We start from the raw sequence: 23,398 nt of genomic DNA on the forward strand, positions 1-23,398 counted from the left end.
TTACCAATTACCAATTACCAATTACCAATTACCAATCACCAATCACCAATCACCAATCACCAATCTTTAAAGTACCTTGATTCTCCAACCAAAAGGATCGTCTACTTTGTTAGTTTGTATATCCGTGATGCGCTTTTTTAATTGTGCGCCAAATGTATGCTCTAATTCTGGTAGTTCGTAATCCTTATCTTTAAAGCCAAAGCCTGAAATTGGTGAAACTACAGCGGCAGTACCTGCACCAAATAGTTCCTTAAGGCTACCGTTTTTAGAGGCTTCAATAAGCTCTTCTACTTTTATTTTGCGGACTTCGGTTTTAATACCCTCAGCTTCAGCAATGGTTAAAATGCTTTTTCTAGTAATACCATCTAGTATTCTGTCGCTTGTAGGTACAGTAAGTAAGGTGTCATTAATACGTGCAAAAATATTCATGGCACCAGCTTCTTCAATATACTCGTGCGTATTATCGTCTGTCCAGATTACTTGTTGGTAACCTTTGTCTTTCGCTAATTGGGTTGGGTAAAATTGCCCTGCGTAGTTACCGCCAGCCTTAGCAAAACCAACGCCACCATTGGCAGATCTAGAATATTTTTCTTCAATAAGTACCTTTACGTTTCCGGAGAAATACGACCCAGAAGGTGCTAAGGCAATCATAAATTTATAAGAGTCTGCGGGTGAGGCATGGAATCCCTCTCCTGTAGCAATCATAAAAGGACGAATGTAAAGCGAACTCCCTTCTGCACTTGGTATCCAATCTTGCTCAAGTTTTAATAATGCATAGAGACCTTCCATAAAGAAAGCTTTAGGAAGTTGTGGCATTGCTAAACGTTGGGCAGAAAGATTTAATCGCTTATAGTTATCTTCTGGTCTAAATAAAAACACACCGCCATTAGCATCTTTGTAAGCTTTCATGCCTTCAAAAATAGATTGTCCGTAATGGAAAATTTTTGCAGACGGTTGTAGCGCAATTGGCTGGTATGGAGTAATTCTTGGATTTTTCCATTCTCCGTCCTCAAAATCACATTCGTAAATATGATCTGTAAACACTTGGCCAAAACTTAAATTATTAAAATCAACGCTGTCAATCTTAGACGTTTTAGTTTTTGAGATATCGATTTTTAAAGTGTTTGATTCTGCCATTAAAAAGTTCTTTTATTTTGCAACAAAATTACAAAATCATAAGCGTTAAAAAAAAGGATTATTGCCTTAAAATCTGTAAATTTGTAGGAGAATTTAATTAATTATAAATACTTAATAATGAATAAAATAGTCGTTTTTTTAGCGTTCTCATTGGTTTTGTTTTCTTGCAATGATAAAGCAAAAGCTACCGTAGAAAATAAACAGAAATTAAAAGAAGAAATTGCTTATACTTCTATAGGTATGGAGATTACCGATGGAGATGCTCTATCTTCTGAACGTATGATGGTGCATTATAAGGGTCTTAAAGATGGTGATACAATACCTGTAAAAATGAGAGGTAAAATCACAGATGTTTGTTCTAAAAAAGGGTGTTGGATGACCTTAGATATGGGTAATAACGAAGAAGTTATGGTAAAGTTTAAAGATTACGGATTCTTTATGCCATTGGATGCAAAAGGAGAGGTGGTTGTTAATGGAAAAGCTTTTGTAACAGAAACACCCATAGAGGAGTTAAGGCACTATGCTGAAGATGCTGGTAAATCTAAAGAAGAAATTGAAGCCATAACAGAGCCTAAATTAGAATACAAGTTTGAGGCTGACGGTGTTTTGCTTAAAAGGAAATAGTGAAACGTAAAATCATTACCACATCTGATGGGTCCAAATCCATTCAGATAGAAGATTGGAATGAGCAATACCATTCCAAACATGGCGCTATACAAGAAGCAAAGCATGTGTTTATAAAACACGGTTTGCTTTACTTTTGTGCAGAATTTTCTTCGGTATCTCATGTTAAATGTCATTCTGAACCATGCAAAGAATCTCACCCAATTAACATCCTAGAAATAGGTTTTGGGACAGGGCTTAATGCGTTTTTAACCTTAATTGAAGCGGAAAAACTAAAGCAGAATATCAATTACGTTGGTGTAGAAGCCTATCCTGTAGACGCCAATGAGATAGATCAGCTCAATTATGTAAATTTAATTTCTGAGACCCACAAACCTGAATTCGAAAAAATGCATGGCGTGTCTTGGGAGTTTCAACACCAAATACATTCTGGGTTTTTATTAGAAAAACAACAAAAATTCTTTAAGGATATTGCTTCCAAAAACGAATTTGATATAGTTTATTTTGATGCTTTTGGTGCGCGTGTACAACCCGAATTATGGACAGAGGACGTCTTTGCTATAATGTATAAAACCATGAAAAACAATGCTGTGTTGGTAACCTACTCCGCTAAAGGAAGTGTAAGACGTGCAATGCAAGCTGTAGGCTTTAGTGTAGAACGTTTACCTGGTCCTCCTGGTAAGCGTGAAATGCTCCGTGCTCGTAAAATGGTATAATTGAATTTTCATTTGCTGAATTTTAACTTTTTAAAATTAAAAACGTACTACATTTAGAGGAACTCGTATTTTTTGCAAAACGAAAAAGATAAACGCATGTAAGTTACCAAACGTTAAATCCAAACTAAAGTTTTACTTAAGGCTTTTGTGGTGTTGTATCTTTGTAAAAAAGAAAAGTAATGACCGTTTTAATTACAGGTGCAACAGGATTAATAGGGCAGCAAATAGTAAAACTATGTCATGCAGATGGTATTATAGTTCACTATCTCACAACCTCTAAATCCAAGATAAGTAAAGAAGAGAATTATAAAGGTTTTTACTGGGAACCTAGAAATAATGAGATTGATCACAACTGTTTTAATGGTGTTTCGGCTATTATAAATTTGGTTGGTGCTTCAATTTCAAAACGTTGGACGGCTAGTTATAAAAAAGTAATCCTTAAAAGCCGAACGCAAACAGCACAACTTTTACAAGACACTATAAAAACATACAACTATAAGGTAGATTATGTTCTATCTGCAAGTGCAATAGGTATTTACCCAACAAGTTACACCAATTATTATAATGAAGACCATAGCAAGGTTTCAGAATCGTTTTTAGGAGAAGTTGTAGAGCAATGGGAAGACGCTGTAGACGGATTTAAAGCTTTAGGAAGTAAGGTGGCAAAAATCAGAATTGGCCTTGTTTTAGCAAAAGATGGAGGTGCGTTACCAGAATTAATTAAGCCTATTAAGTTAGGGGCAGGCGCACCATTGGGCTCAGGTAAACAATGGCAAAGTTGGATACATGTGCACGATTTAGCTCGCATTTTTATGTACGCTTTGCAAAATAAATTAGAAGGGATTTATAATGGAGTAGCACCAAATGCAGTAACAAATACTGAACTCACAAAGCTAGCAGCAACAGTATTACAACGACCATTAATTTTACCAAAGGTTCCAAAATTTGCGATGAAGCTTATACTTGGTGAGATGCACATGCTTTTGTTTGAAAGTCAACGTGTGTGTTCTCAAAAAATAGAAAATAAAGGATTTCATTTCAATTATGCAAACCTAGGACCAGCATTAGAGGACTTGTTGCTATAAGTTGTTATTAAAGAGAAATTTGGTAAAAAATGGTAAAAGAACTCAGTTAAGTAAGTATGGTATTATTACTGCGACTGATATAAAACTTTAAAAAAAGTTATTCATTAATTGAAGATAATGTAGTAATGCCAAAATAGATTTTATGTGTTAAAAATTCAGCAGTGCTACATCTACTAATAATCAATACAAGGAAGATGTCGATTGGTTGTTGGTAAGCAATTTTATTAAAGCTAAAATTGCTATGAAAAAAAGCACTTACAGAAATGTAAGTGCTTTTGTTTGTTATGTAAAAAAATCTATTTATGATTTTTCAGCAACCAATGTTACTTTTAATTCAATATCATCATTAATAAATTTATCACCTAAATTATCAAAGAACGATTTAGAGGCATACTTTACATTCCATTTAGAACGATCTATTGAAAACGTTTCACTAGTCAAAGTCATAATATTACCGTTAGTACTTGTAGTCACCGGGAAACTAATGTTGTTAGTAGCATCCTTTAGTTTTAAATTCCCAGAAAGCATCGTTACATTATCCTTTGTATCTACGCCAGTAACTTCAAAAGTAGCTTCAGGATAGGCTTCAACATCAAAGAAATCAGCACTAGTTAAGTGGCCTTTTAATTTTGCATTACCCTCTTCTTTAGCAGGTATATCTGTAACAACAATAGAGCCCATGTCTATTATAAAGTTACCACTTTCAATAGCGCCATCGTTAACGTTAACAACGCCTTTAGAAATTGCAATGGTACCATTATGAGATCCTGTAGGTTTAAAACCTTTCCACTCAATCATAGATTTTTCTGTGTTAGCAATAAACATTTCAGCACTTGCCTCTGCAACAGCTGCGTCTTCTGCTTTAGTAGTTTCTGCTTCTTTAGCAGCATCTTTACAGCTCCATAAAGCTATTACGGCTAGTATAGATAAGGTTTTTAAAAATGAAGTTTTCATGTTAGTGTTTTTTTTGTTAAAATTAATGGCACAAAGTTAAGGATATACTTAGCATAGATGTTATAAAAAAATGTTAATGACATTTTGACATTTTTATTATAATGGCAGTACTTTTGCACCGCTAAATCGAAGATTTAAAATTTAGAATTCAAATAAAATTAAACTCAAATGAGTAAAAAAGATAAAAATAAAGAGGTTGAAGCGTCTCAAACAGAAGAAACTACAACGACTACAGTTGATAATGAAGAACAACAGGAAGCGCAATCTGTAGAAGAGCAATTGCAAGAGCAATTAGCCGCAGAAAAAGATAAGTTTATGCGTTTGTTTGCAGAATTTGAAAATTACAAAAAGCGAACTAATAAAGAACGTATAGAACTATTTAAAACAGCTAGTGAAGGTGTTATGCTTGCTATGCTACCTGTATTAGATGATTTTGAGCGTGCTTTAACGCATATTGAAGATGATAAAGAAGCAGAAGAATTACGCAAAGGTGTCCTTCTTATATACAATAAACTCCTAAATACACTAGAGCAAAAAGGGCTGTCTAAAATAGAAGTTAGTAAAGGCGATGTGTTTAATGCAGACGATCATGAAGCAGTAACACAGATTCCAGCACCTAGTGACGACTTAAAAGGAAAAATAATAGATGTCGTAGAGCACGGCTATAAGCTTGGAGATAAAGTGATTCGGTTTCCTAAAGTTGTTATAGGTCAGGCATAAAAAATGATTTCCAACCCGTTGGAAACAATTAATAAGTTATTTGATGAAAGAAGATTATTACGATATACTAGGAGTAAGCAAAGGGGCAACGAGCTCAGAAATTAAGAAAGCCTACCGTAAAATGGCTTTAAAGTATCACCCAGATAAAAACCCTGATAATAAGGAAGCTGAAGAAAAATTTAAAAAAGCTGCAGAGGCTTACGAAGTTTTAAGTGATGCTGATAAAAAAGCGCGTTACGATCAATTTGGTCATCAGGCTTTTGAAGGTGGTGGCTTCGGTGGCGGAGGCGGTATGAATATGGACGACATCTTTAGTCAGTTTGGAGATATATTTGGTGGCGCCTTTGCTGGTGGTGGCGGATTTAGTGGCTTCGGAGGTGGAGGCAGACGTGTAGTAAAAGGCAGTAATCTTAGAATACGTGTTACCTTATCCTTAGAAGATGTTGCTAACGGAGTAGAAAAAAAGATTAAAGTGAAGCGTAAGCTTAAAGCAGACGGTACAACGTATAAGACGTGTACTACCTGTAATGGTATTGGCCAAGTTACTAAAGTAACCAATACTATTCTTGGTCGTATGCAGACGTCTGCACCTTGCCAAACCTGTGGTGGGTCTGGTCAAATTATAGATAAAAAACCAGCAGATGCAGATGCGCATGGGCTTAAAGTTTCAGAAGAAACCGTTGCTGTAAAAATACCTGCAGGTGTGGTAGACGGTATGCAACTTAAAGTTACAGGTAAGGGAAATGAAGCACCAGGTAATGGCATCTCTGGCGATTTATTAGTTGTAATTGCCGAAGAAGAACATCCTAACTTAAAGCGCGAAGGTGATAATCTGCATTACGATATGTACGTGAGTTTACCAGATGCGGTATTAGGAACCTCTAAAGAAATTGATACCGTTACAGGTAAAGTCCGTATAAAAATTGAAGCTGGTGTGCAATCTGGGAAAATACTAAGATTAAGAGGTAAAGGTATTCCTAGTATTAACGGTTATGGTAAAGGCGATTTATTAGTACATATTAATGTTTGGACACCAAAAACCTTAAATAAAAAGCAAAAAGAATTTTTTGAGAGTATGAGAACAGACGAGCATTTTGAGCCAAAACCAGAAAGTTCTGATAAATCATTTTTTGAAAAAGTAAAAGATATGTTTTCTTAAAAACACTTCTGTTTAAGAAAAAATAGTATATTTGGATTATCGCTAATGCTAATTAGCGATAATTTTTCTTTTTCATAGCAATTTTTTCCCATCCTTATCTAACCGTAAGGGTGGGTTTTGTTTTTATAAGCTTGTTTGTTTTTCTGTACGAAGTGTAAGTCTTATTTTTAACCTTAACAGTAAAGTCATATAAGTTACACATGTTATGCTTTAAAAACGTAATACATTTAATATCTTTACTAACTAACCAATATAATTCCATATCGTTTATGAATAACTTATTAGTTGCTGATTCCGTGTCTAAAAACTTTGGAAATTTTAAAGCACTAAACGAAGTGTCTATTGCTGTCCCTAAAGGCAGTATATTTGGGCTGCTCGGTCCAAATGGTGCAGGTAAAACCACACTAATTCGTATTATAAATCAAATAACAATGCCAGATAGTGGTACTGTTAACTTAGACGGACAAATACTAAAACCAGAGCATGTTAAAGACATTGGTTATTTGCCAGAAGAACGCGGTTTGTACAAATCTATGAAGGTTGGTGAGCAGGCGCTTTACTTGGCGCAATTAAAAGGAATGTCTAAGTCCGAAGCCAAAAAGAGACTAAAATATTGGTTCGATAAATTAGAAATTGGTGATTGGTGGAATAAGAAAATTCAAGAACTCAGTAAAGGACAAGCCCAAAAAATTCAGTTTGTAGTAACGGTTTTGCACAGACCAAAACTTTTAATATTTGATGAACCTTTTTCTGGTTTTGATCCCATAAATGCAAATCTTATAAAGGATGAAATTCTTCAACTTAGAGACGAAGGTGCTACAGTCATTTTTTCTACACACCGCATGGAGTCCGTTGAAGAGTTATGCGACCACATAGCGTTAATTCATAAATCAAACAAAATATTAGATGGCAAATTAAATGATATAAAACGCCAGTATAAAACCAATACTTTTGAAGTCGGTTTGCAGTCAAACAACAGTGATATGGTAGTTAACCAAATAAAAGAACGATTTAAAGTATTACCAGCAACATTTAGAAATTTGAATGATGATATTAAACTTAATGTAAAAATTGATGAGAATACATCATCAAATGATTTACTTACATTTTTAGCTTCTAAAGCCGAAGTGCACCACTTTGTAGAGGTGATACCAACGGCTAATGATATTTTTATTCAAACTGTAAAAAATAATTAAGCATGAATCATTTACCTCTAATTATAAAGCGTGAATATTTGACTAAAGTTAAAAATAAGTCATTTATAATCATGACATTTTTAAGTCCATTGATTATGATTGCACTAATTGCTGTTGTTGCTTATTTATCGCAGTTAAATAACGATAAACTGCGTACTATTTCCATTTTGGACGAAACGGGTTTTTTAGATGGTGTATTTAAAAATACAGATAATACGACCTATTCAGATTTGTCCAATATGGGTTTAAATCTTAAAGATGCAATTACTTTGGTCAAGAAAAAAGAAGATTATGGATTACTGCATATCGCCAAGGTTAATGAGCTAGAGGCTGTATCAAAGAATATTAAGTTTTATTCTGAAGACTCACCATCCTTAACCATAATATCTAGTTTAGAACGTAAAATTGAAAAACGGTTGCGCGAAATGAAACTTCAGAATGACGGTGTAACTTTAGAGCAGATTGAAGCTTCAAAAACATATGTTAATATTGCTCAAGAAAGTTTTGAAGGCGAAAAAACATCTAAAATCGATAATGTTATAAAACTGGCATTTGGTGGTATTGCAGGTTACCTCTTGTTTATGTTTATAATCATTTATGGTAATATGATAATGCGCAGTGTTATTGAGGAAAAGACCAGTAGAATTATAGAAGTGATTATTTCATCGGTAAAGCCGGTGCAATTAATGCTAGGCAAAATAGTTGGTACCTCATTAGCTGGTGTCACCCAATTTGCAATTTGGGTTATTTTGGGAGGTGTTTTAATGGTCGTAGTTTCTGCCATATTTGGTATTGATTTGAGCCAAGCATCTACACCACAGCAAGAATTAATGAACCAAGCAATGCAAGCTGAAGGAGCTCAAGCTATGGTAGAAAATGTTATAACAGCAATTGGTAACTTACCAATGCTTAATTTAGTATTTGCATTTATTTTCTTTTTTATAGGTGGTTATTTACTCTATAGTAGTTTATATGCGGCCATAGGTGCTGCAGTGGATAACGAAACCGATACGCAACAATTTATGCTGCCTATATTAATGCCTTTAATATTAGCAGTTTATGTGGGTGTGTTTACGGTTATTGAAGATCCTCACGGAACGGTATCAACCGTATTTTCATTTATACCTTTTACCTCGCCCGTTGTTATGTTAATGCGTATACCTTTTGGTGTACCGCTTTGGCAACAAGGCATATCCTTATTGCTTCTTATTGGTACGTTTTTATTTGCGGTTTGGTTTGCGGCTAAAATATATCGTGTTGGTATATTAATGTATGGCAAAAAGCCTACCTATAAAGAAATATTTAAGTGGCTTAAATATTAATATATGCTTCAGGACCTAAAAGAAATAGAAGAAAGTATTACCGAAAGTACAGTTTGGGAAAAAACAAGTAACGTGCTGTCCATGCATTTTAATATTGGTGATAATATTAGTATTTCAATATTTGATGTCATCATTTTAGTTACCGTAATTTTTATTACTTCGCTCTTTCTTAGAGTTATATTTAAAATTTTAACACGCAAGTTGCCCGAAAACGACAAAGGAAAATTTAATGTAGTCTACGGTTATTTTAGATGGTTGGTTTACCTTGTTATTTTTCTAATTACCTTACATTCTGTAGGTGTTAATGTTACCGCAGTTTTTGCAGCGTCAGCAGCATTACTTATAGGAATTGGTTTAGCCTTACAGACGCTATTTCAAGATATTATCTCGGGAGTTTTTATTCTTATAGATCAAACCGTACATGTCGGTGATATTATAGAGTTAGAAGGTAAGATCGGAAGAGTAGAAGAAATTAAATTAAGAACAACACGAGCTGTAACTATAGATAATAAAGTATTAATAATACCCAATCACCTATACTTAACAAATACCCTCTATAATTGGACCCAAAACGGGTCTTTAACCAGAGAGAATATTACAGTAGGCGTTGCTTATGGGAGTGATGTAGAGCTAGTAAGAAAATTGCTACTGCAGGCTGCAAGTACGCATCCAGATGTTATATCTTCACCAGAGCCTAATGTTATTTTTACAGATTTTGGAGATAGTTCCCTTAACTTTAGATTAGTATTTACACTTGCTGATAGTTTTAAGGCTACTTTTCCAAAGAGTGATATTAGATTTGAAATAAACAGACTTTTTAAAGAACATAAGATTAGTATTCCATTTCCACAACGCGATGTACATATTATTGAAAAATAACAGAATGACTTTAAGCCTAAATAAATATTTTAAATTACTCATAATTGTCATACTATTTTGTGCACAATTTGCTGAAGCCCAACTTACAGACTTAGCGCGTTTAGAGTATTCATATATCCCGAGTAAAAGTTCCGAAGATCAATACACACGTTTAAGACTATCGCTAAATTATCCTATTGAGACCAAAGAAGATTGTTATTTTATTGTGGGAGCAGAATATAATCGTATTATTCTAAACCTCAATGATAGATATCCCTTTGATACATCATTGTTAAATTCTATAACCATTATAGATTTAAATTTTGCGTATACCTTTAAAACTAGCGAAAAGTGGAGACTAGGTTTTAAATTTAGTCCTAGAATAGCATCCTCTTTAACCACAAAAATTACTGGAGATGACTTTTTTTTAAACGGTGGTGCCTTTGCAATAAACGACAGAACCAAAGATGAAAGTTCAAAAAGACCTTACCGTTTAATTATGGGCTTAACATTTAATGCCAGTACAGGTTTGCCTTTTCCTCTACCATTTGTAAGTTACTACAGAAGGCCTAATGAAAAGTGGGCCTTTTCAGTTGGTGTGCCTAAGTCTAATATAAAGCGATTTTTTGATGCAAAAAATACCGTTCAAGCTTTTGTGGGGCTAGATGGTTATTTTGCACATTTACAAGAACCGTCTTTGGTAAACGGCAGACAAGTAGATAATATATCGCTGTCGGTTATTGTTGGCGGTCTGGGCTACGAATATTTATTTACCAAACATTTAGTAGCTTATGCCTATACAGGCTATACATTTCGGTTAAATAATGTACTAAGAGATGGAGATAGAAACGAAGTCTTTAAGTTAAATGATTTAAACAGTTTTTATCTAAGAACAGGAATAAAATTTAAAATATAACAATGTCAAAAATATTAATAATTGAAGATGAATCTGCGATAAGAAGAGTTTTAGTTAAAATTCTTTCAGAAGAAAATGACACTTATAAAGTTGAAGAAGCAGAAGACGGATTAGCGGGTATAGAAAAAATTAAAAAGAACGATTATGATTTGGTGCTTTGCGATATAAAGATGCCAAAAATGGATGGAGTAGAAGTATTAGAAGCGGTAAAAAAAATTAAACCAGAAATACCAATGGTAATGATTTCTGGCCATGGCGACTTAGACACTGCCGTAAATACAATGCGCTTGGGGGCGTTTGACTATATCTCTAAACCACCAGATTTAAACCGATTATTAAATACAGTACGGATAGCGTTAGATAGAAAAGAACTGGTTGTAGAAAATAAAATGCTCAAAAAGAAAGTGAGTAAAAACTACAAAATGATAGGAGAGAGTAGCGCTATAGGCCGTATTAAAGAAATGATAGATAAAGTTGCACCAACAGATGCGCGAGTATTAGTTACTGGTCCTAATGGCACAGGTAAAGAACTCGTAGCACATTGGTTACATCAAAAAAGCGAACGTTCTAAAGGCCCTATGATTGAGGTTAATTGCGCTGCCATTCCGAGTGAACTGATAGAAAGCGAATTGTTTGGGCATGTAAAAGGAGCTTTTACATCTGCCAATAAAGATAGAGCTGGTAAATTTGAAGCCGCAAATGGTGGTACTATATTTTTGGATGAGATTGGAGATATGAGTTTATCAGCTCAGGCTAAAGTATTAAGGGCGCTTCAAGAAAGCAGAATTCAGCGCGTAGGTAGTGATAAAGACATCAAAGTAAATGTAAGAGTTGTTGCAGCAACCAATAAGAATCTTAAAAAAGAAATTGCAGACGGAAAATTCAGAGAAGATTTGTACCATAGATTGGCCGTTATTTTAATAGAAGTCCCAGCCTTAAATGATAGACGCGAAGATATCCCGCTTCTGGTTGATTATTTTGCAGAAAAGATTTCTAATGAACAAGGCACGGCCAAAAAATCATTTTCTGCAAAAGCTATCAAATTATTGCAAGATTATGACTGGACAGGGAATATACGAGAGTTACGTAACGTCGTTGAACGCCTCATTATTTTAGGAGGAACAGAAGTAAGCGAAGCAGATGTAAATTCATTTGCTTCAAAATAATAATGTTAACACCACTGTCATCTAGAGCGTAGTCTAAAGATTTAGTGAAGCAAAGTTTAAAAACATGAAAATAATAGATATACAAGATTTTAAAATAAAATCTAAAATCAGCATTAAAGACTTACCAACAAAAGTTGACCTGCAAGCCGATAAAAAAGAACTTAAAACAGCTTTAAGGGCAGTCAGTAAAGACTTGGCAGATATACAAAACGCTATGTATGCGCACGGTAAGTATTCTGTTTTATTTTGTATACAAGGCATGGATACCGCAGGTAAAGATAGTTTAATACGCGAGGTGTTTAAAGAATTTAATGTTAGAGGCATAGTAGCCCATAGTTTTAAAAAACCAACAGATTTAGAGTTAAAACACGATTATTTGTGGCGGCATTATCTGGCCTTACCTGCCAGAGGTAAATTCGGAATTTTTAATAGAACACATTACGAAAATGTATTAGTAACACGTGTACATCCTAACTACTTAATGTACGAGAATATGCCAGGCATTAATTCGGTAGAAGATGTTAACGATGCCTTTTGGGACAGACGTTTTCAGGAAATCAATAATTTTTAAAAACATATTGCAGACAATGGTACTATAATATTTAAGTTCTTTTTAAATCTTTCTAAAGGTGAGCAAAAGAATCGGCTTTTACGACGCTTAAACCGACCAGATAAAAATTGGAAATTTTCAGCAGATGATCTTAAAGAGCGTAAACTTTGGGACAAATACCAACATTGTTATGAAGATGTGTTGAATAGAAGCTCTAAAGTACATGCACCGTGGTTTAATATTCCAGCAGATGATAAGCCAACGGCAAGGTATTTAGTCGCAAAAATTTTATTAGAGACTTTAAAAACCTATTCCGACATAGAAGAACCTGAGTTACCTGCCAAGGAAAAAGCCAATATTGATTTATATAAAAACGAATTAGAAAATGAAAACTAGATTTATAACCCTGGTTTTATTGTGTTTTGTTACATATAATAATGCCCAATCCGATGAGGATATTTTAAAGACTATTTATAAAACGTCGCTCACCAACGGACATAGTTACCAATGGCTAGATTATTTATCTAATACTATTGGAGGACGCTTATCGGGTTCTACCAATGCAGCGTTAGCTGTGCAATACACAAAATCCGAACTTGAAAAGCTTGGATTAGATAAAGTTTGGTTGCAACCAGTCATGGTACCAAAGTGGGTTAGAGGTCAGCAAGAGATGGCTTATTTTCAGAGTTCAGGAACCATACATAAGGTTAATATTTGTGCCTTAGGTGGCTCAGTAGCAACACCAGAAAAAGGAACCAAAGCAAAAGTGATTGAAGTTGCTACCTATAAAGATTTAGAAGCACTAGGTGAAGAAAATATTAAAGGAAAAATTGTATTTATTAACCGATCTTGGGAGCAAGAATTGGTCAATACCTTTCAGGCCTATGGAGGTTGTTCTGTAGAACGTTACCGAGGAGCGGCCGAAGCTGCCCAGTATGGAGCTGTTGGTACCATTGTGCGTTCTTTGAGTTCGCGGCAAGATGATTACCCTCATACAGGGAGTATGAGTTATGGTGACTTGCCTGTTGTACAACGGATTCCTTCAGCCGCCATTAGTACCAATGATGCCGTAAAGTTAAGTGAGGCATTAAAGAACGATAAAGATCTTTTATTTCATTTTGAAATGAGTTGCAAACAGTTTGAAGATGTACAATCTTATAATGTTATTGGAGAGCTCACAGGTAGCGAGTTTCCCAATGAGTATATGCTTGTAGGAGGTCATTTAGACTCTTGGGATTTAGGAGATGGAGCGCACGACGATGGTGCAGGTGTAGTGCAATCTATGGACGTGTTACGTTTATTAAAGAAGAGCGGAATTAAGCCTAAGCGTAGTATTAGAGTAGTGCTCTTTATGAATGAGGAAAATGGTTTACGAGGAGGAAGAAAATATGCTGAAGTAGCCAAAGCTAAGAATGAAAAGCACGTCTTTGCTCTAGAGAGTGATGCTGGCGGATTTACACCACGAGGCTTTAGTTTTGATTGTAGTGATTTAATATTTTCTAAAATTGAAGACTGGAAACCACTTTTTAAGCCTTATTTAATTCACTATTTTGAACAAGGAAGAAGCGGTGCAGATATAGGGCCTTTAAAAAATGATGCCATTGTATTGGCAGGTTTACGGCCAGATTCACAACGTTATTTCGATCATCATCATGCGGCAAATGATACGTTTATACACGTCAACAAAAGAGAATTAGAGCTTGGTGCTGCTACCATGACCGCTTTGGTCTATCTCATGGATAAATATGGTACTGAAACGATTACTAATATAAAGGAAATTAAAGATTAAGACTATGCTTTTAAAAACAAGAATGATTTCATTAATTAGTGCAATTTGTTTGTTTTCGTTGAGTTTTGGGCAAGAAACTTCTAATACTGAGTTACCTTACTACGAAGTGCCTAACTATCCAAAAGAGTTTACAGCTGGTACAATGGCAGCGCGTATGGTAGATGCCTTAGGTTTTCGTTTTTATTGGGCGAGTGATGGCTTAACAGAAAAAGACTTGGCTTATAAGGCCAATGAAGGAGGTCGTTCTACAGAAGCCACTATAAAGCACATATATGATTTATCAAAAATCATTGCTAATTCAACATTAAAAAAAACAAACTCTAGAACTGAAGATGAGTTATCATATTCTGAAATGAGAATTAAAACGTTGAATAACCTTAAAACAGCCGCAGATATTTTAAGAGCAAGTGATGATATTTCACAATTCAAAATTATTTTTGGTGAACAAGAGATTCCGTTTTGGAATCAAGTTAATGGTCCTATAGCTGATGCTATATGGCACTGCGGACAACTCGTAATATACAGACGGTCTACTGGGAATCCTATTAACCCCAAAGTGAACCATTTTACAGGAAAAGTAAATGAGTGAATACTTATTTTTAACATAGTTGTCCAAAACAAATTCATTCGGTTTTACTAGTTAAGAGCGTTAGTAAAGTCATTGGGTATTACGTGAAAAAACTAGGCTTTATTCTGCCCTTTACTGATGCAACAAGTAAAATAAATATAACGTCTAAATATATATTTAATGTTTGTTTAGCTAAAAAAAAAGCGCTGCACTCTGCAACGCTTTTACTTTTAAATGCTAATTTCAAGCTGATTATTAAGAATATCATCAAAAGTTTCGCGCTTTCTAATAAGATGCGCTTCTCCCTTATGAATTAGTACCTCGGCAGGACGATAGCGCGAATTATAGTTACTAGCCATAGAATAACAATAAGCACCTGCATTTTTAAAGCATAAAATATCACCTTGGTTAATTTCATTAATGCGCCTATTATTAGCAAACGTATCTGTTTCACAGATATAACCTACCACAGAATAAAAGCGCTCTCTTCCTTTAGGGTTAGAAATATTGAGAATTTCATGTTGCGAGCCATATAACATTGGTCTTATGAGATGATTGAATCCCGAATCTACCTGAGCAAAAACAGTAGACGTGGTTTGTTTAACAACATTCACCTTTGCTAAGAATACCCCAGCTTCACTCACTAAAAATTTTCCTGGCTCAAACGCTAAAGTTAAATCTTTACCATAAGATTTACAGAAGTCGTTGAACCTTTTAGATAATTTTTTGCCCAATTCTTCAATATTAGTTTCAATATCGCCAGGTTTGTAAGGAACCTTAAAACCAGATCCAAAATCTATAAAGTCTAAATTTTTGAAGTTTTTTGCAGTTTCAAATAAAATTTCGCTGGCATAGAGAAAAACATCAATATCCAAAATATCACTTCCGGTATGCATATGAATACCATTAATGTGCATACCTGTATTTTCAACGATACGAATCAATAAAGGGATTTGGTGAATTGAAATACCAAATTTACTATCAATATGTCCTACGGAAATATTGGTATTGCCACCTGCCATAACATGAGGGTTAATGCGAATACAAACAGGAATATTTGGATATTTGGTTCCGAATTGTTCTAAAATCGACAGGTTATCTATATTAATCTGAACTCCAAGTTTGGCAACACTTTCAATCTCTTCTAAGGAAACACCATTTGGTGTAAAGATGATACGTTCTGGTTTAAACCCAGCTTTTAGACCTAATTGTACCTCTTGTATGGATACCGTATCTATACCAGAACCCAAAGAATTAAACAATTTAAGTATTGAAATATTAGATAAAGCTTTTACAGCATAATTAAGCTTTAAATTCTTAACTTTATTAAATGCGTTTGTTAAGCGCTTATATTGGTTAATGATGGTATCGGCATCATACACATAAACAGGACTTCCAAATTCCTTGGCAATGTTTAAAAGGGTGTTATTGTTCATAATTTTTAGGTTCCTAAATTAAGTCGCAAAACTAGTTTGAAGCTTAACGCTAAAAAATTATTTAATCATAATTTACTAAATTTGCACATAATGTTAAATAATTAACAACTATCGCTTATGAAAACTATAGCGTCGTGTGTAGAAAATATTGTACTAGAACAACCATTTTTAGAAGAGGCTATTTCTAAGGAAATAATTAATTATTCTGCATTGGCAAGTGTGCTGCAAAAAGACGTTTCGGATCAGTTGGGACGTTCGGTAAAAACTGGTGCTATAATGATGGCTTTGCGCAGATATAAGGATAAATTAACTATAAGTAAACCTTATTATAAATTAAATACGCTCCTTGAGCAGTTAGGAGATATTACGTTACGCTCTAATTTAAGCGACTTTACGTTTAGAAATTCTAATAGTTTAATTGATAGTCAGGCAAAAATTTTAAATGAAATAAAAAATAAATCTTATATATTCTACACATTTACCAGAGGTATTTTAGAGAGTAATGTTATTATATCAAGTTCTGAGAAACAGAATATGTTAGCGTGTTTTAAAGGGGAAGAATGTCTACAATTAAAAGAGCATCTGTCTGCCATAAGTTTAATTCTACCAAAAAATAACACCAAAGTTGCAGGTTTATATTACCAGATTTTAAAACGTTTGGCTTGGCAAAATGTACCGCTTTATGAAGTAATTTCTACAACTAATGAGTTTACAATTGTTGTTGAAGATAAAGTTGTTGATAGTGCCTTCTCTATCATTAAAAATTTAAATAAGGTATAAGTCTAACTTTTGTTAGCTTCTCAAAAAATCAAATTAAATTTATTGGTTTAACGATTGGGTATGTGTATTTTTGTGCCACAAAATAAATTTGAAAATTCCTAATACAAGGGAATAAGAAATAGACTATTTATTATGAATTTACACGAATATCAAGGGAAAGAATTACTGAGCAGTTTTGGAGTTAGAATTCAGCGAGGTATTGTAGCACAAAGTGCAGATGAAGCCGTAGCTGCTGCAAAAAAACTAACTGAAGAGACTGGTACAGGCTGGCATGTTATTAAAGCTCAAGTTCATGCAGGTGGGCGTGGTAAAGGTGGTGGAGTAAAACTTGCCAAAAATCTAGATGAAGTTAAAGACATTGCAAATCAAATCATAGGAATGAATTTGGTAACTCCTCAAACTTCAGCTGAGGGCAAAAAAGTACATCAAGTATTAATTGCAGAGGACGTGTATTATCCTGGAGATAATGAACCCGAAGAATATTATATGTCTGTTCTCTTAAATAGAGCTAACGGAAAAAATATGATTATGTATTCTACCGAAGGTGGTATGGATATAGAAACTGTTGCTGAAGAAACACCTCATTTAATATTTACAGAGGAAGTAGATCCTGCATTGGGACTTTTAGGGTTTCAGGCGCGTCGTGTAGCTTTTAATTTAGGCTTATCTGGTACGGCATTTAAGGAGATGACAAAATTCGTATCAACATTATATACGGCTTACGTTAAGTCTGATGCGTCTTTATTTGAAATCAATCCGGTTTTAAAAACCAGTGATGATAAAATAATGGCTGTAGACTCTAAAGTCACTTTAGATGGCAATGCATTATTTAGACACAAGGATTTAGCAGCTTTAAGAGATAAGCGTGAAGAAAATCCTATTGAGGTTGAAGCTGGTGAATTAGGCTTAAACTATGTGGATTTAGATGGTAATGTAGGTTGTATGGTAAATGGTGCTGGTTTAGCTATGGCAACTATGGATCTAATTAAGCAAGCAGGTGGAGAGCCAGCTAACTTCTTAGATGTTGGTGGTACCGCTGATGCTGCTAGAGTAGAGGCTGCATTTAAAATCATCTTAAAAGATCCTGCGGTAAAAGCCATTTTGATTAATATTTTTGGTGGTATTGTACGTTGTGATCGTGTAGCGCAAGGGGTTATTGATGCCTATAAAAACATGGGCAATATCAACGTGCCAATTATTGTACGTTTACAAGGAACAAATGCTGATATCGCTAAAGAATTAATTGATAATTCTGGATTGGATGTATTGAGTGCTACAGAATTCCAAGAAGCTGCGGATAAAGTACAAGAGGTTTTGAGTTAATACCTATTGACATTAATTATAATTTTAAGCCCACGCTCAGTGGGCTTTTTTTGTTTTAAACCTCTTTAGTCCCATGGCTTTTAGTAACTTTAACTCATAATTAAAAAACGTTATCATGAAAGTAAGATTACTAATTCCTTTTATAGTTTTAATAGTTAAGGTTAACGCTCAGGAGACCATTACTAATTACTTCAGTGTACCTTTATCGCAGTATGCTATTGTTTCGGGTTCTATAGATCATAGTCCAGCAGGCGCAAATGCTATTTGGACCTTTACAGGTTTAACAGCCTCTGGTACTAATACAGATGCCTTTGCGCCGCCTACAACAGCTGAATCTTCAGCCTATCCTGGGACAACAGAAGTACTTACAATCACAGATGAGGCAATGAATGAGAACAAAGCGTTCTACCAAGTAGATGGTTCAACATTGTCCTTAATAGGTGCTAGTAATGCTGAGTTTACTATAGATTACAATTCGGATAATGCCTTACTAGGAACTTATCCACTAAGTTTTGGTAATGCTGCTTCCGTAGACGCTATTGCAGGTCAACTTATGGCACAAGGGCAATCTCCAAATTATACAGGGACTATAACCACAGAAGTTGAAGCTTTTGGTATATTAACCTTTGATGTAGCTGGTTTAGGTAATTTTAATGAAGCTGTTACGCGCATTAAAACAGAGCAAAATATTAGTTTTACTATATCTGGGATCTTCCCAGGATCGGTGGACATAGTTAGTTATAATTATTATAAAGATTCTGATGGAGCGCTTGTCTTTAGGAGTACAGAAGGTACAGTTGTAGTGAATAGTTTAGGTGTTAATGATTCATTTTCTACGTCAGAAGCCTTAATTACAAATACCTTATCTGTTGATAATACAGAAGAAAGGTTAGAATCAGTTAAGCTTTATCCAAACCCAGTTAAGGATATGTTACATATTGAATTACCAACTAATATGGTCATTGAATCGCTAACTTTTATTGATGTTAATGGTAGGACGGTACTAGAGTCAAAAAACAATATAGTAAACACCAATCAACTAGAAAGTGGATTTTACTCTGTAATTATTAATACAGAGGTTGGGTACACGGTTAGAAAGTTTATAAAGCAATAAGCGTTTTATTGATTTCAACTATAAGCAAAAAGAATTACAAAACAAAACCCACAAGCTCTGATATAAAACTTGTGGATTTCTTATAAGAAACAATCTAATATTCTAATTTATAATAACTTGAAAACTTTCTGTTGTGCCGTTGTGCGATAGCATTAAGGTATAAGTTCCAGTTAAAAACCCAGACACATCAAAGGTAGTAGAGTTAAAGGCAGAAGTGGTATTATAAACCGAAATACCAGAACTATTAAACAATTGAATGTTAAAGTTAAGGTTGGGGTCAATAGTGCCGTCTGGCACAGACTTAATCTTTACTGTAAGATTATCACTTGTAGGTACAGGGTAAACTTCGAAATAATTTGAAGATAATGTTTCGGGAGAGCTACCACCACAATCCCCAGCACATGAGTTTATGGTATAGGTGAGATTTTGCCAATCGGACCATCCACATATGTTCCGTGTCCTTACTCTAAACTCAAAGTCCTTGTTACAGTTAGGGTATAGAATGACATATCTGTCGATATAATCATCAAAATCACGAGACCATGTCACATCTGTAGTGATCTTTTCCCAATCTATTTCTAAGACATCTTGGTTGCTTGGTGCAAAGTTAAGCTCTAGGCCAATATCTGGGCAGTTGCCACCATTGCCAGAACTGATATGGTCTATTGTATTGGGATCTATCTCTACAATTGAGCTCACTATAGGAGAACCAACATAGATATCCTTGGTAAACAACATATTGTTAACACCACATTGCTGGCTATCAATGATTAAACGCAAGGTCACTGGTCCGCTAGGATTATCGTTTCTAGATAATGTAATGCTATTGGTATTAGTACCAGAAGTAACATTGACCACACCTGTGGAGATAATATTCCAACTGTAGGTGTCAGCACCAACAGGGAAGGAAAACGTAGGGTTTCCAAAGCAAAAGGCATCTATACCGGTAATCTCAGTACTATTACAAACAAAACCACAATAGGGAAGGTATTACCAGGTTGGTTGGCTTCTAGCTCCGTAGCTAGCCAATCACCATTTCTTTGTTGAAAAGAAAGGTGTTCGTTATTTCTGGTTTGGTTGGGCTGGTTATCCACTATAAAAGCGTCAAAACTAGACTCGAGACTTGTGTCTTGCGGTACACCACCAGAGTAGGACTTTAAATAATCATCTGGTGTAGGGGCATTGCCATTGGTCTTTTTTATATCCAAAGCACTTACTACAGGTATAAACCCATATCTTGGATTTATAAAATCTATTGAAGGTAATAAGTCGGGGAGGTCATCTTCAAAATCCTCAAAGTTCTCATCACCTCCTGAGTATGTATCAAAAGGTAATGCTGCACTTGGTGCATAATAACTTCTTAAAACACATCGTATTTAATGGTTGGTCCTATCCAAAGTACTTTTTTCTCAAAGCGCAATCTACCACGATATACACGGTTCTGTGTGCCTTGGTTATTATAACTGTTAAAATCAAATTTAGTTTCCCAACGGCCTTGACCCGGTATGGCTCCAACTAATGTTAATCCAATATCCAATCTTGTATATCCCACTAAAGGTGCGAGTACAGAATTTAGCATATCTAACAAAAACCCTGGGTTGCTACGAGAGTCTACATCCATAAATTGTGCTCCAGGAGAAAAACCATGGTCAACGGTACACTCATTGCCATTACTTATGGCAATGTTTCTAGATTGAGTTGGCCACCCCTCGTCTTCCAAGGTCTGTTGCCAAGTTAGATTAAAGTCACGGGTCTGTGCGTGGTTATTGGCGCCATTTTTATGTACGGACCAATAATTAAGCTGTCTCGTAGCAGCCCGATCCTGTAAACTTAACAATTGTGAGGGCGCAATATAAGAAGGGATATCATCATTATTACCACCAAAGAAATTTAAAAAATCTACACCCAACTGCGCTAAGCCATATCCAATAGGTATGGTAACCTCACCGTTTATCCACAATAATGGTGAGCTTGCGTATTCTTCCCTCATGTGTGCTGCGAAGTGCTGAACGGATAGCGGAGTATTAGCACCTTGCATTGGGCTATCGTGAGCGACAAACAGCCGTACATCATGAGCATCATTATTATTTTCCATACGTGCCAAGGTATAGCGGCCAATAACGCCACCCATACTTTGACCCAAGAGTACGTTTTGCGCGTTGCCCACCTTGTTGGCGTTGACCCACTCCAAGACCTCCTCCAGTACACGGCTGTTGTCTCGTAGATCTCCCATACCACGTACCCAATCGATATAGATAAGGTCGTAGTCATTGGCATTATTATTAACATCAAGTAGAGGAAGTAAGTTACCAGAGTTATTGATTGAACCAAGGAAGTTTTGTAAAGTAGTCTCACCACCAAAATCCTCTGGTGCGGTAAAGTTGCCCGTGTCTAGACCTTCTGCAATAATGAGTGGTCTTGTAATGTCATCATTTCCAGGAATACGACGAATGGTCAACCATGCCGCATTAAAAAAGTTACCATCTTCAAAGATATAAACGTGCTCGTCATTGACCTCAATAGCACCTTTGGCAAATTGCCTATCTAAAACAGGGTCATCTATCTTAAACTTGCTACGGCAATACAGTACGCTATTATCGCTCAAGGTAATCTTAAACGTAAGGTTGTGTATCTTGTTTTTGTAAAACTGTAAGGGTACTGAGGTGTCAAACGGTAGGTTTTGGTAGCCTTGGCCATTGTCTGCATTTAACTGTATGCTGGCGATTTGGGCGTCCATATTGGATAGAAACAGTTCTGTGGGCAGTTTAAAATACACGTTCTTACTACGGCTGTGGAGTATGGGTGGTGTTAGGGCAAAGGTCTGTTTGGTCTCATAAGGGTTTTGCCATACGCCACCAACATACTTATCGTAGTATTTATTGTTGCTTACGGTAATCCTGTTCTGTGCCAAGGCATCTTCATCCAAGGTTTGGTAATTATATAGAAGACCAGATAATACGTAAACACCAGTGCTATCTTTGGTAGCATTAAAACGGTCGCGTGCCCAATTGTAAGCATGTTTATCAAACAGCGGTGTATGCGTAGTATCTGCCACTACCTTGCCCATAAAGAGCGTTTTGTAGATGCTGCCTAGAATGTTGGCATCGATATAGGTGGTATCAGTAATGACACCATTATAGGCTTGGACATCTGTAAATTCCATGGCATAATCCAACAATATACCTGATTGTATTTTGGATTTATCGAGATGCTAAAAATAAGGATTGATAACGTTTTTCCATTGGTTATCAACATGCATCTGCGCGGTTAATTGTTGGCTGCAAAGTGCCAAGGTCAATGCTATTAAGCATTGAGCATAGTCGAAATGTCATAAATTTGAATTGTAAAGGTTAGACTTAATTTATTAGGTTTAATTAATAGAGACCTACTATGCTGCAACATAGTGGGTCTTGTTATTTTATTGTGTAAAAAAGCTATCGAAGCGTCCCTCTGTTATTTCATAAGTTTCGCCTGTATCAGGATTAGTCACGGTAAAGTTGAATATTCCCGAAACGATGTTATTTGTAAGGTCAAGTTTTGTTATTTCCAGAGTTCCAGGTGTATTAGAATTTGTCATTCCTTGAGGGCAAATACAATCAAAACTCAACAGCGCATAGAAATTTCCATCCTCACGTTCGTTAAGTTCCAATTCAGTTTCTATTTCGATAGAAGAATTTAAAGAACCAATGTCAATTTGAATGTACTCGTTTCCGCTATCCTGAGCTGTAATCCCAAAATAATATTCACCGTCTACCAACTGGTAAAAGCAGTTAAAAAAGCCAGAGTTGTCCAAAAAAGGCTCGCCGTTAACGAGGCAGCCAAAGGTGTCTTCGCCGGTTTGTGTGGCTGGTGGTAGGCAGTCTACGCCTTGGCAACCAGCTTCGTCGTTTTTTTTGCAGGCTGTGAGAGTTAATAGTAGTATTGCCAATAGTAATGAGATTCCGTATCGCGCTCGTGCCTCGCCAGTACGGAATGACAAGGACAA

General features: G+C 35.5%; 22 protein-coding genes and 1 pseudogene. 16 read left to right on the plus strand and 7 right to left on the minus strand.

What is annotated here, in order from left to right; all coding sequences use genetic code 11:
• Positions 1–66 precede the first annotated feature (66 nt).
• Complete coding sequence (locus Q0800_RS08830; protein WP_299128982.1) at positions 67–1,137, minus strand: branched-chain amino acid aminotransferase; 1,071 nt, start codon at positions 1,135–1,137, stop codon at positions 67–69.
• A 117-nt stretch (positions 1,138–1,254) separates the two neighbouring features.
• Between Q0800_RS08830 and Q0800_RS08835 the strand changes: the two genes are divergently transcribed.
• From Q0800_RS08835 to Q0800_RS08845, 3 genes are all read left to right on the plus strand, one after another.
• Positions 1,255–1,761 carry a DUF4920 domain-containing protein gene (locus tag Q0800_RS08835; protein WP_299128983.1) on the plus strand — a complete coding sequence of 169 codons (507 nt, stop codon included), beginning with the start codon at positions 1,255–1,257 and terminating at the stop codon, positions 1,759–1,761.
• The gene (gene mnmD / locus Q0800_RS08840; protein ID WP_299128984.1) at positions 1,761–2,477 is read left to right on the plus strand and encodes a tRNA (5-methylaminomethyl-2-thiouridine)(34)-methyltransferase MnmD; all 717 of its coding nucleotides are present in this window, start codon (positions 1,761–1,763) and stop codon (positions 2,475–2,477) included. The genes Q0800_RS08835 and mnmD overlap by 1 nt, the downstream gene beginning before the upstream one ends.
• Before the next feature lie 179 nt (positions 2,478–2,656).
• Complete coding sequence (locus tag Q0800_RS08845) at positions 2,657–3,562, plus strand: TIGR01777 family oxidoreductase (RefSeq protein WP_299128985.1); 906 nt, start codon at positions 2,657–2,659, stop codon at positions 3,560–3,562.
• A gap of 300 nt (positions 3,563–3,862) precedes the next feature.
• Here Q0800_RS08845 and Q0800_RS08850 read toward each other — a convergent pair whose 3' ends face one another.
• Positions 3,863–4,516 carry a YceI family protein gene (locus Q0800_RS08850; RefSeq protein ID WP_299128986.1) on the minus strand — a complete coding sequence of 218 codons (654 nt, stop codon included), beginning with the start codon at positions 4,514–4,516 and terminating at the stop codon, positions 3,863–3,865.
• Positions 4,517–4,684: 168 nt separating this feature from the next.
• On the opposite strand from Q0800_RS08850, the gene Q0800_RS08855 reads away from it, so the two are divergent.
• The 10 genes and pseudogenes from Q0800_RS08855 (at position 4,685) to Q0800_RS08900 (ending at position 14,781) form a co-directional block, all read left to right on the plus strand.
• Complete coding sequence (locus Q0800_RS08855; protein WP_299128987.1) at positions 4,685–5,236, plus strand: nucleotide exchange factor GrpE; 552 nt, start codon at positions 4,685–4,687, stop codon at positions 5,234–5,236.
• 43 nt (positions 5,237–5,279) lie between these two features.
• Positions 5,280–6,395 (plus strand): molecular chaperone DnaJ, encoded by a 1,116-nt coding sequence (dnaJ, locus tag Q0800_RS08860; RefSeq protein ID WP_299128988.1) that lies wholly within the window; start codon positions 5,280–5,282, stop codon positions 6,393–6,395.
• Between the two features lie 269 nt (positions 6,396–6,664).
• Positions 6,665–7,591 (plus strand): ATP-binding cassette domain-containing protein, encoded by a 927-nt coding sequence (locus tag Q0800_RS08865; RefSeq protein WP_299128989.1) that lies wholly within the window; start codon positions 6,665–6,667, stop codon positions 7,589–7,591.
• 2 nt (positions 7,592–7,593) lie between these two features.
• Positions 7,594–8,913, plus strand: coding sequence for an ABC transporter permease (locus Q0800_RS08870; RefSeq protein WP_299128990.1), 1,320 nt, complete (start codon positions 7,594–7,596; stop codon positions 8,911–8,913).
• 3 nt (positions 8,914–8,916) lie between these two features.
• On the plus strand, positions 8,917–9,792 hold the full coding sequence (locus Q0800_RS08875; protein WP_299128991.1) for a mechanosensitive ion channel domain-containing protein: 876 nt from the start codon (positions 8,917–8,919) through the stop codon (positions 9,790–9,792).
• A 4-nt stretch (positions 9,793–9,796) separates the two neighbouring features.
• Positions 9,797–10,687 carry a DUF6268 family outer membrane beta-barrel protein gene (locus tag Q0800_RS08880; RefSeq protein WP_299128992.1) on the plus strand — a complete coding sequence of 297 codons (891 nt, stop codon included), beginning with the start codon at positions 9,797–9,799 and terminating at the stop codon, positions 10,685–10,687.
• A 2-nt stretch (positions 10,688–10,689) separates the two neighbouring features.
• Positions 10,690–11,853, plus strand: a complete 1,164-nt coding sequence (locus tag Q0800_RS08885; RefSeq protein WP_299128993.1) for a sigma-54 dependent transcriptional regulator — start codon at positions 10,690–10,692, stop codon at positions 11,851–11,853.
• 64 nt (positions 11,854–11,917) lie between these two features.
• Positions 11,918–12,799 (plus strand): annotated as a pseudogene (locus Q0800_RS08890) (PPK2 family polyphosphate kinase).
• Entirely contained in the window at positions 12,789–14,192 is a 1,404-nt protein-coding gene (locus tag Q0800_RS08895; protein ID WP_299128994.1) for a M20/M25/M40 family metallo-hydrolase, read from the plus strand. The pseudogene Q0800_RS08890 and the gene Q0800_RS08895 overlap by 11 nt, the downstream one beginning before the upstream one ends.
• Positions 14,193–14,214: 22 nt before the next feature.
• The gene (locus Q0800_RS08900) at positions 14,215–14,781 is read left to right on the plus strand and encodes a hypothetical protein (protein ID WP_299128995.1); all 567 of its coding nucleotides are present in this window, start codon (positions 14,215–14,217) and stop codon (positions 14,779–14,781) included.
• Between the two features lie 209 nt (positions 14,782–14,990).
• Here Q0800_RS08900 and lysA read toward each other — a convergent pair whose 3' ends face one another.
• A complete protein-coding gene (lysA, locus tag Q0800_RS08905; protein WP_299128996.1) occupies positions 14,991–16,196 on the minus strand; it encodes a diaminopimelate decarboxylase in 1,206 nt (401 codons plus the stop codon).
• Between the two features lie 117 nt (positions 16,197–16,313).
• Between lysA and Q0800_RS08910 the strand changes: the two genes are divergently transcribed.
• The 3 genes from Q0800_RS08910 to Q0800_RS08920 all read left to right on the plus strand — a co-directional run bounded on the left by Q0800_RS08910 (position 16,314) and on the right by Q0800_RS08920 (position 19,413).
• Entirely contained in the window at positions 16,314–16,976 is a 663-nt protein-coding gene (locus tag Q0800_RS08910; protein ID WP_299128997.1) for a hypothetical protein, read from the plus strand.
• A 132-nt stretch (positions 16,977–17,108) separates the two neighbouring features.
• Complete coding sequence (gene sucC, locus Q0800_RS08915; RefSeq protein WP_299128998.1) at positions 17,109–18,299, plus strand: ADP-forming succinate--CoA ligase subunit beta; 1,191 nt, start codon at positions 17,109–17,111, stop codon at positions 18,297–18,299.
• 115 nt (positions 18,300–18,414) lie between these two features.
• Positions 18,415–19,413 carry a T9SS type A sorting domain-containing protein gene (locus tag Q0800_RS08920; RefSeq protein ID WP_299128999.1) on the plus strand — a complete coding sequence of 333 codons (999 nt, stop codon included), beginning with the start codon at positions 18,415–18,417 and terminating at the stop codon, positions 19,411–19,413.
• Positions 19,414–19,515: 102 nt separating this feature from the next.
• Here Q0800_RS08920 and Q0800_RS08925 read toward each other — a convergent pair whose 3' ends face one another.
• The 4 genes from Q0800_RS08925 to Q0800_RS08940 all read right to left on the minus strand — a co-directional run bounded on the left by Q0800_RS08925 (position 19,516) and on the right by Q0800_RS08940 (position 23,341).
• The gene (locus tag Q0800_RS08925; RefSeq protein WP_299129000.1) at positions 19,516–20,271 is read right to left on the minus strand and encodes a T9SS type A sorting domain-containing protein; all 756 of its coding nucleotides are present in this window, start codon (positions 20,269–20,271) and stop codon (positions 19,516–19,518) included.
• 80 nt (positions 20,272–20,351) lie between these two features.
• Positions 20,352–20,621 (minus strand): hypothetical protein, encoded by a 270-nt coding sequence (locus Q0800_RS08930; RefSeq protein WP_299129001.1) that lies wholly within the window; start codon positions 20,619–20,621, stop codon positions 20,352–20,354.
• A gap of 152 nt (positions 20,622–20,773) precedes the next feature.
• A complete protein-coding gene (locus tag Q0800_RS08935) occupies positions 20,774–22,576 on the minus strand; it encodes a hypothetical protein (protein ID WP_299129002.1) in 1,803 nt (600 codons plus the stop codon).
• 255 nt (positions 22,577–22,831) lie between these two features.
• On the minus strand, positions 22,832–23,341 hold the full coding sequence (locus tag Q0800_RS08940) for a hypothetical protein (RefSeq protein WP_299129003.1): 510 nt from the start codon (positions 23,339–23,341) through the stop codon (positions 22,832–22,834).
• Positions 23,342–23,398: the final 57 nt, after the last annotated feature.

Source organism: uncultured Winogradskyella sp. (assembly GCF_937958655.1).
GTDB lineage: Bacteria > Bacteroidota > Bacteroidia > Flavobacteriales > Flavobacteriaceae > Winogradskyella.

Coding starts and splice junctions, on each gene's coding strand:
- Q0800_RS08900 (WP_299128995.1), top strand. CDS start 14,215: ATGATTTCATTAATTAGTGCAATTTGTTTGTTTTCGTTGAGTTTTGGG.
- Q0800_RS08830 (WP_299128982.1), bottom strand. CDS start 1,137: ATGGCAGAATCAAACACTTTAAAAATCGATATCTCAAAAACTAAAACG.
- Q0800_RS08835 (WP_299128983.1), top strand. CDS start 1,255: ATGAATAAAATAGTCGTTTTTTTAGCGTTCTCATTGGTTTTGTTTTCT.
- Q0800_RS08865 (WP_299128989.1), top strand. CDS start 6,665: ATGAATAACTTATTAGTTGCTGATTCCGTGTCTAAAAACTTTGGAAAT.
- lysA (WP_299128996.1), bottom strand. CDS start 16,196: ATGAACAATAACACCCTTTTAAACATTGCCAAGGAATTTGGAAGTCCT.
- sucC (WP_299128998.1), top strand. CDS start 17,109: ATGAATTTACACGAATATCAAGGGAAAGAATTACTGAGCAGTTTTGGA.
- Q0800_RS08845 (WP_299128985.1), top strand. CDS start 2,657: ATGACCGTTTTAATTACAGGTGCAACAGGATTAATAGGGCAGCAAATA.
- Q0800_RS08910 (WP_299128997.1), top strand. CDS start 16,314: ATGAAAACTATAGCGTCGTGTGTAGAAAATATTGTACTAGAACAACCA.
- Q0800_RS08880 (WP_299128992.1), top strand. CDS start 9,797: ATGACTTTAAGCCTAAATAAATATTTTAAATTACTCATAATTGTCATA.
- Q0800_RS08920 (WP_299128999.1), top strand. CDS start 18,415: ATGAAAGTAAGATTACTAATTCCTTTTATAGTTTTAATAGTTAAGGTT.
- Q0800_RS08870 (WP_299128990.1), top strand. CDS start 7,594: ATGAATCATTTACCTCTAATTATAAAGCGTGAATATTTGACTAAAGTT.
- Q0800_RS08875 (WP_299128991.1), top strand. CDS start 8,917: ATGCTTCAGGACCTAAAAGAAATAGAAGAAAGTATTACCGAAAGTACA.
- Q0800_RS08895 (WP_299128994.1), top strand. CDS start 12,789: ATGAAAACTAGATTTATAACCCTGGTTTTATTGTGTTTTGTTACATAT.
- Q0800_RS08850 (WP_299128986.1), bottom strand. CDS start 4,516: ATGAAAACTTCATTTTTAAAAACCTTATCTATACTAGCCGTAATAGCT.
- Q0800_RS08855 (WP_299128987.1), top strand. CDS start 4,685: ATGAGTAAAAAAGATAAAAATAAAGAGGTTGAAGCGTCTCAAACAGAA.
- dnaJ (WP_299128988.1), top strand. CDS start 5,280: ATGAAAGAAGATTATTACGATATACTAGGAGTAAGCAAAGGGGCAACG.
- Q0800_RS08885 (WP_299128993.1), top strand. CDS start 10,690: ATGTCAAAAATATTAATAATTGAAGATGAATCTGCGATAAGAAGAGTT.
- Q0800_RS08935 (WP_299129002.1), bottom strand. CDS start 22,576: ATGGAATTTACAGATGTCCAAGCCTATAATGGTGTCATTACTGATACC.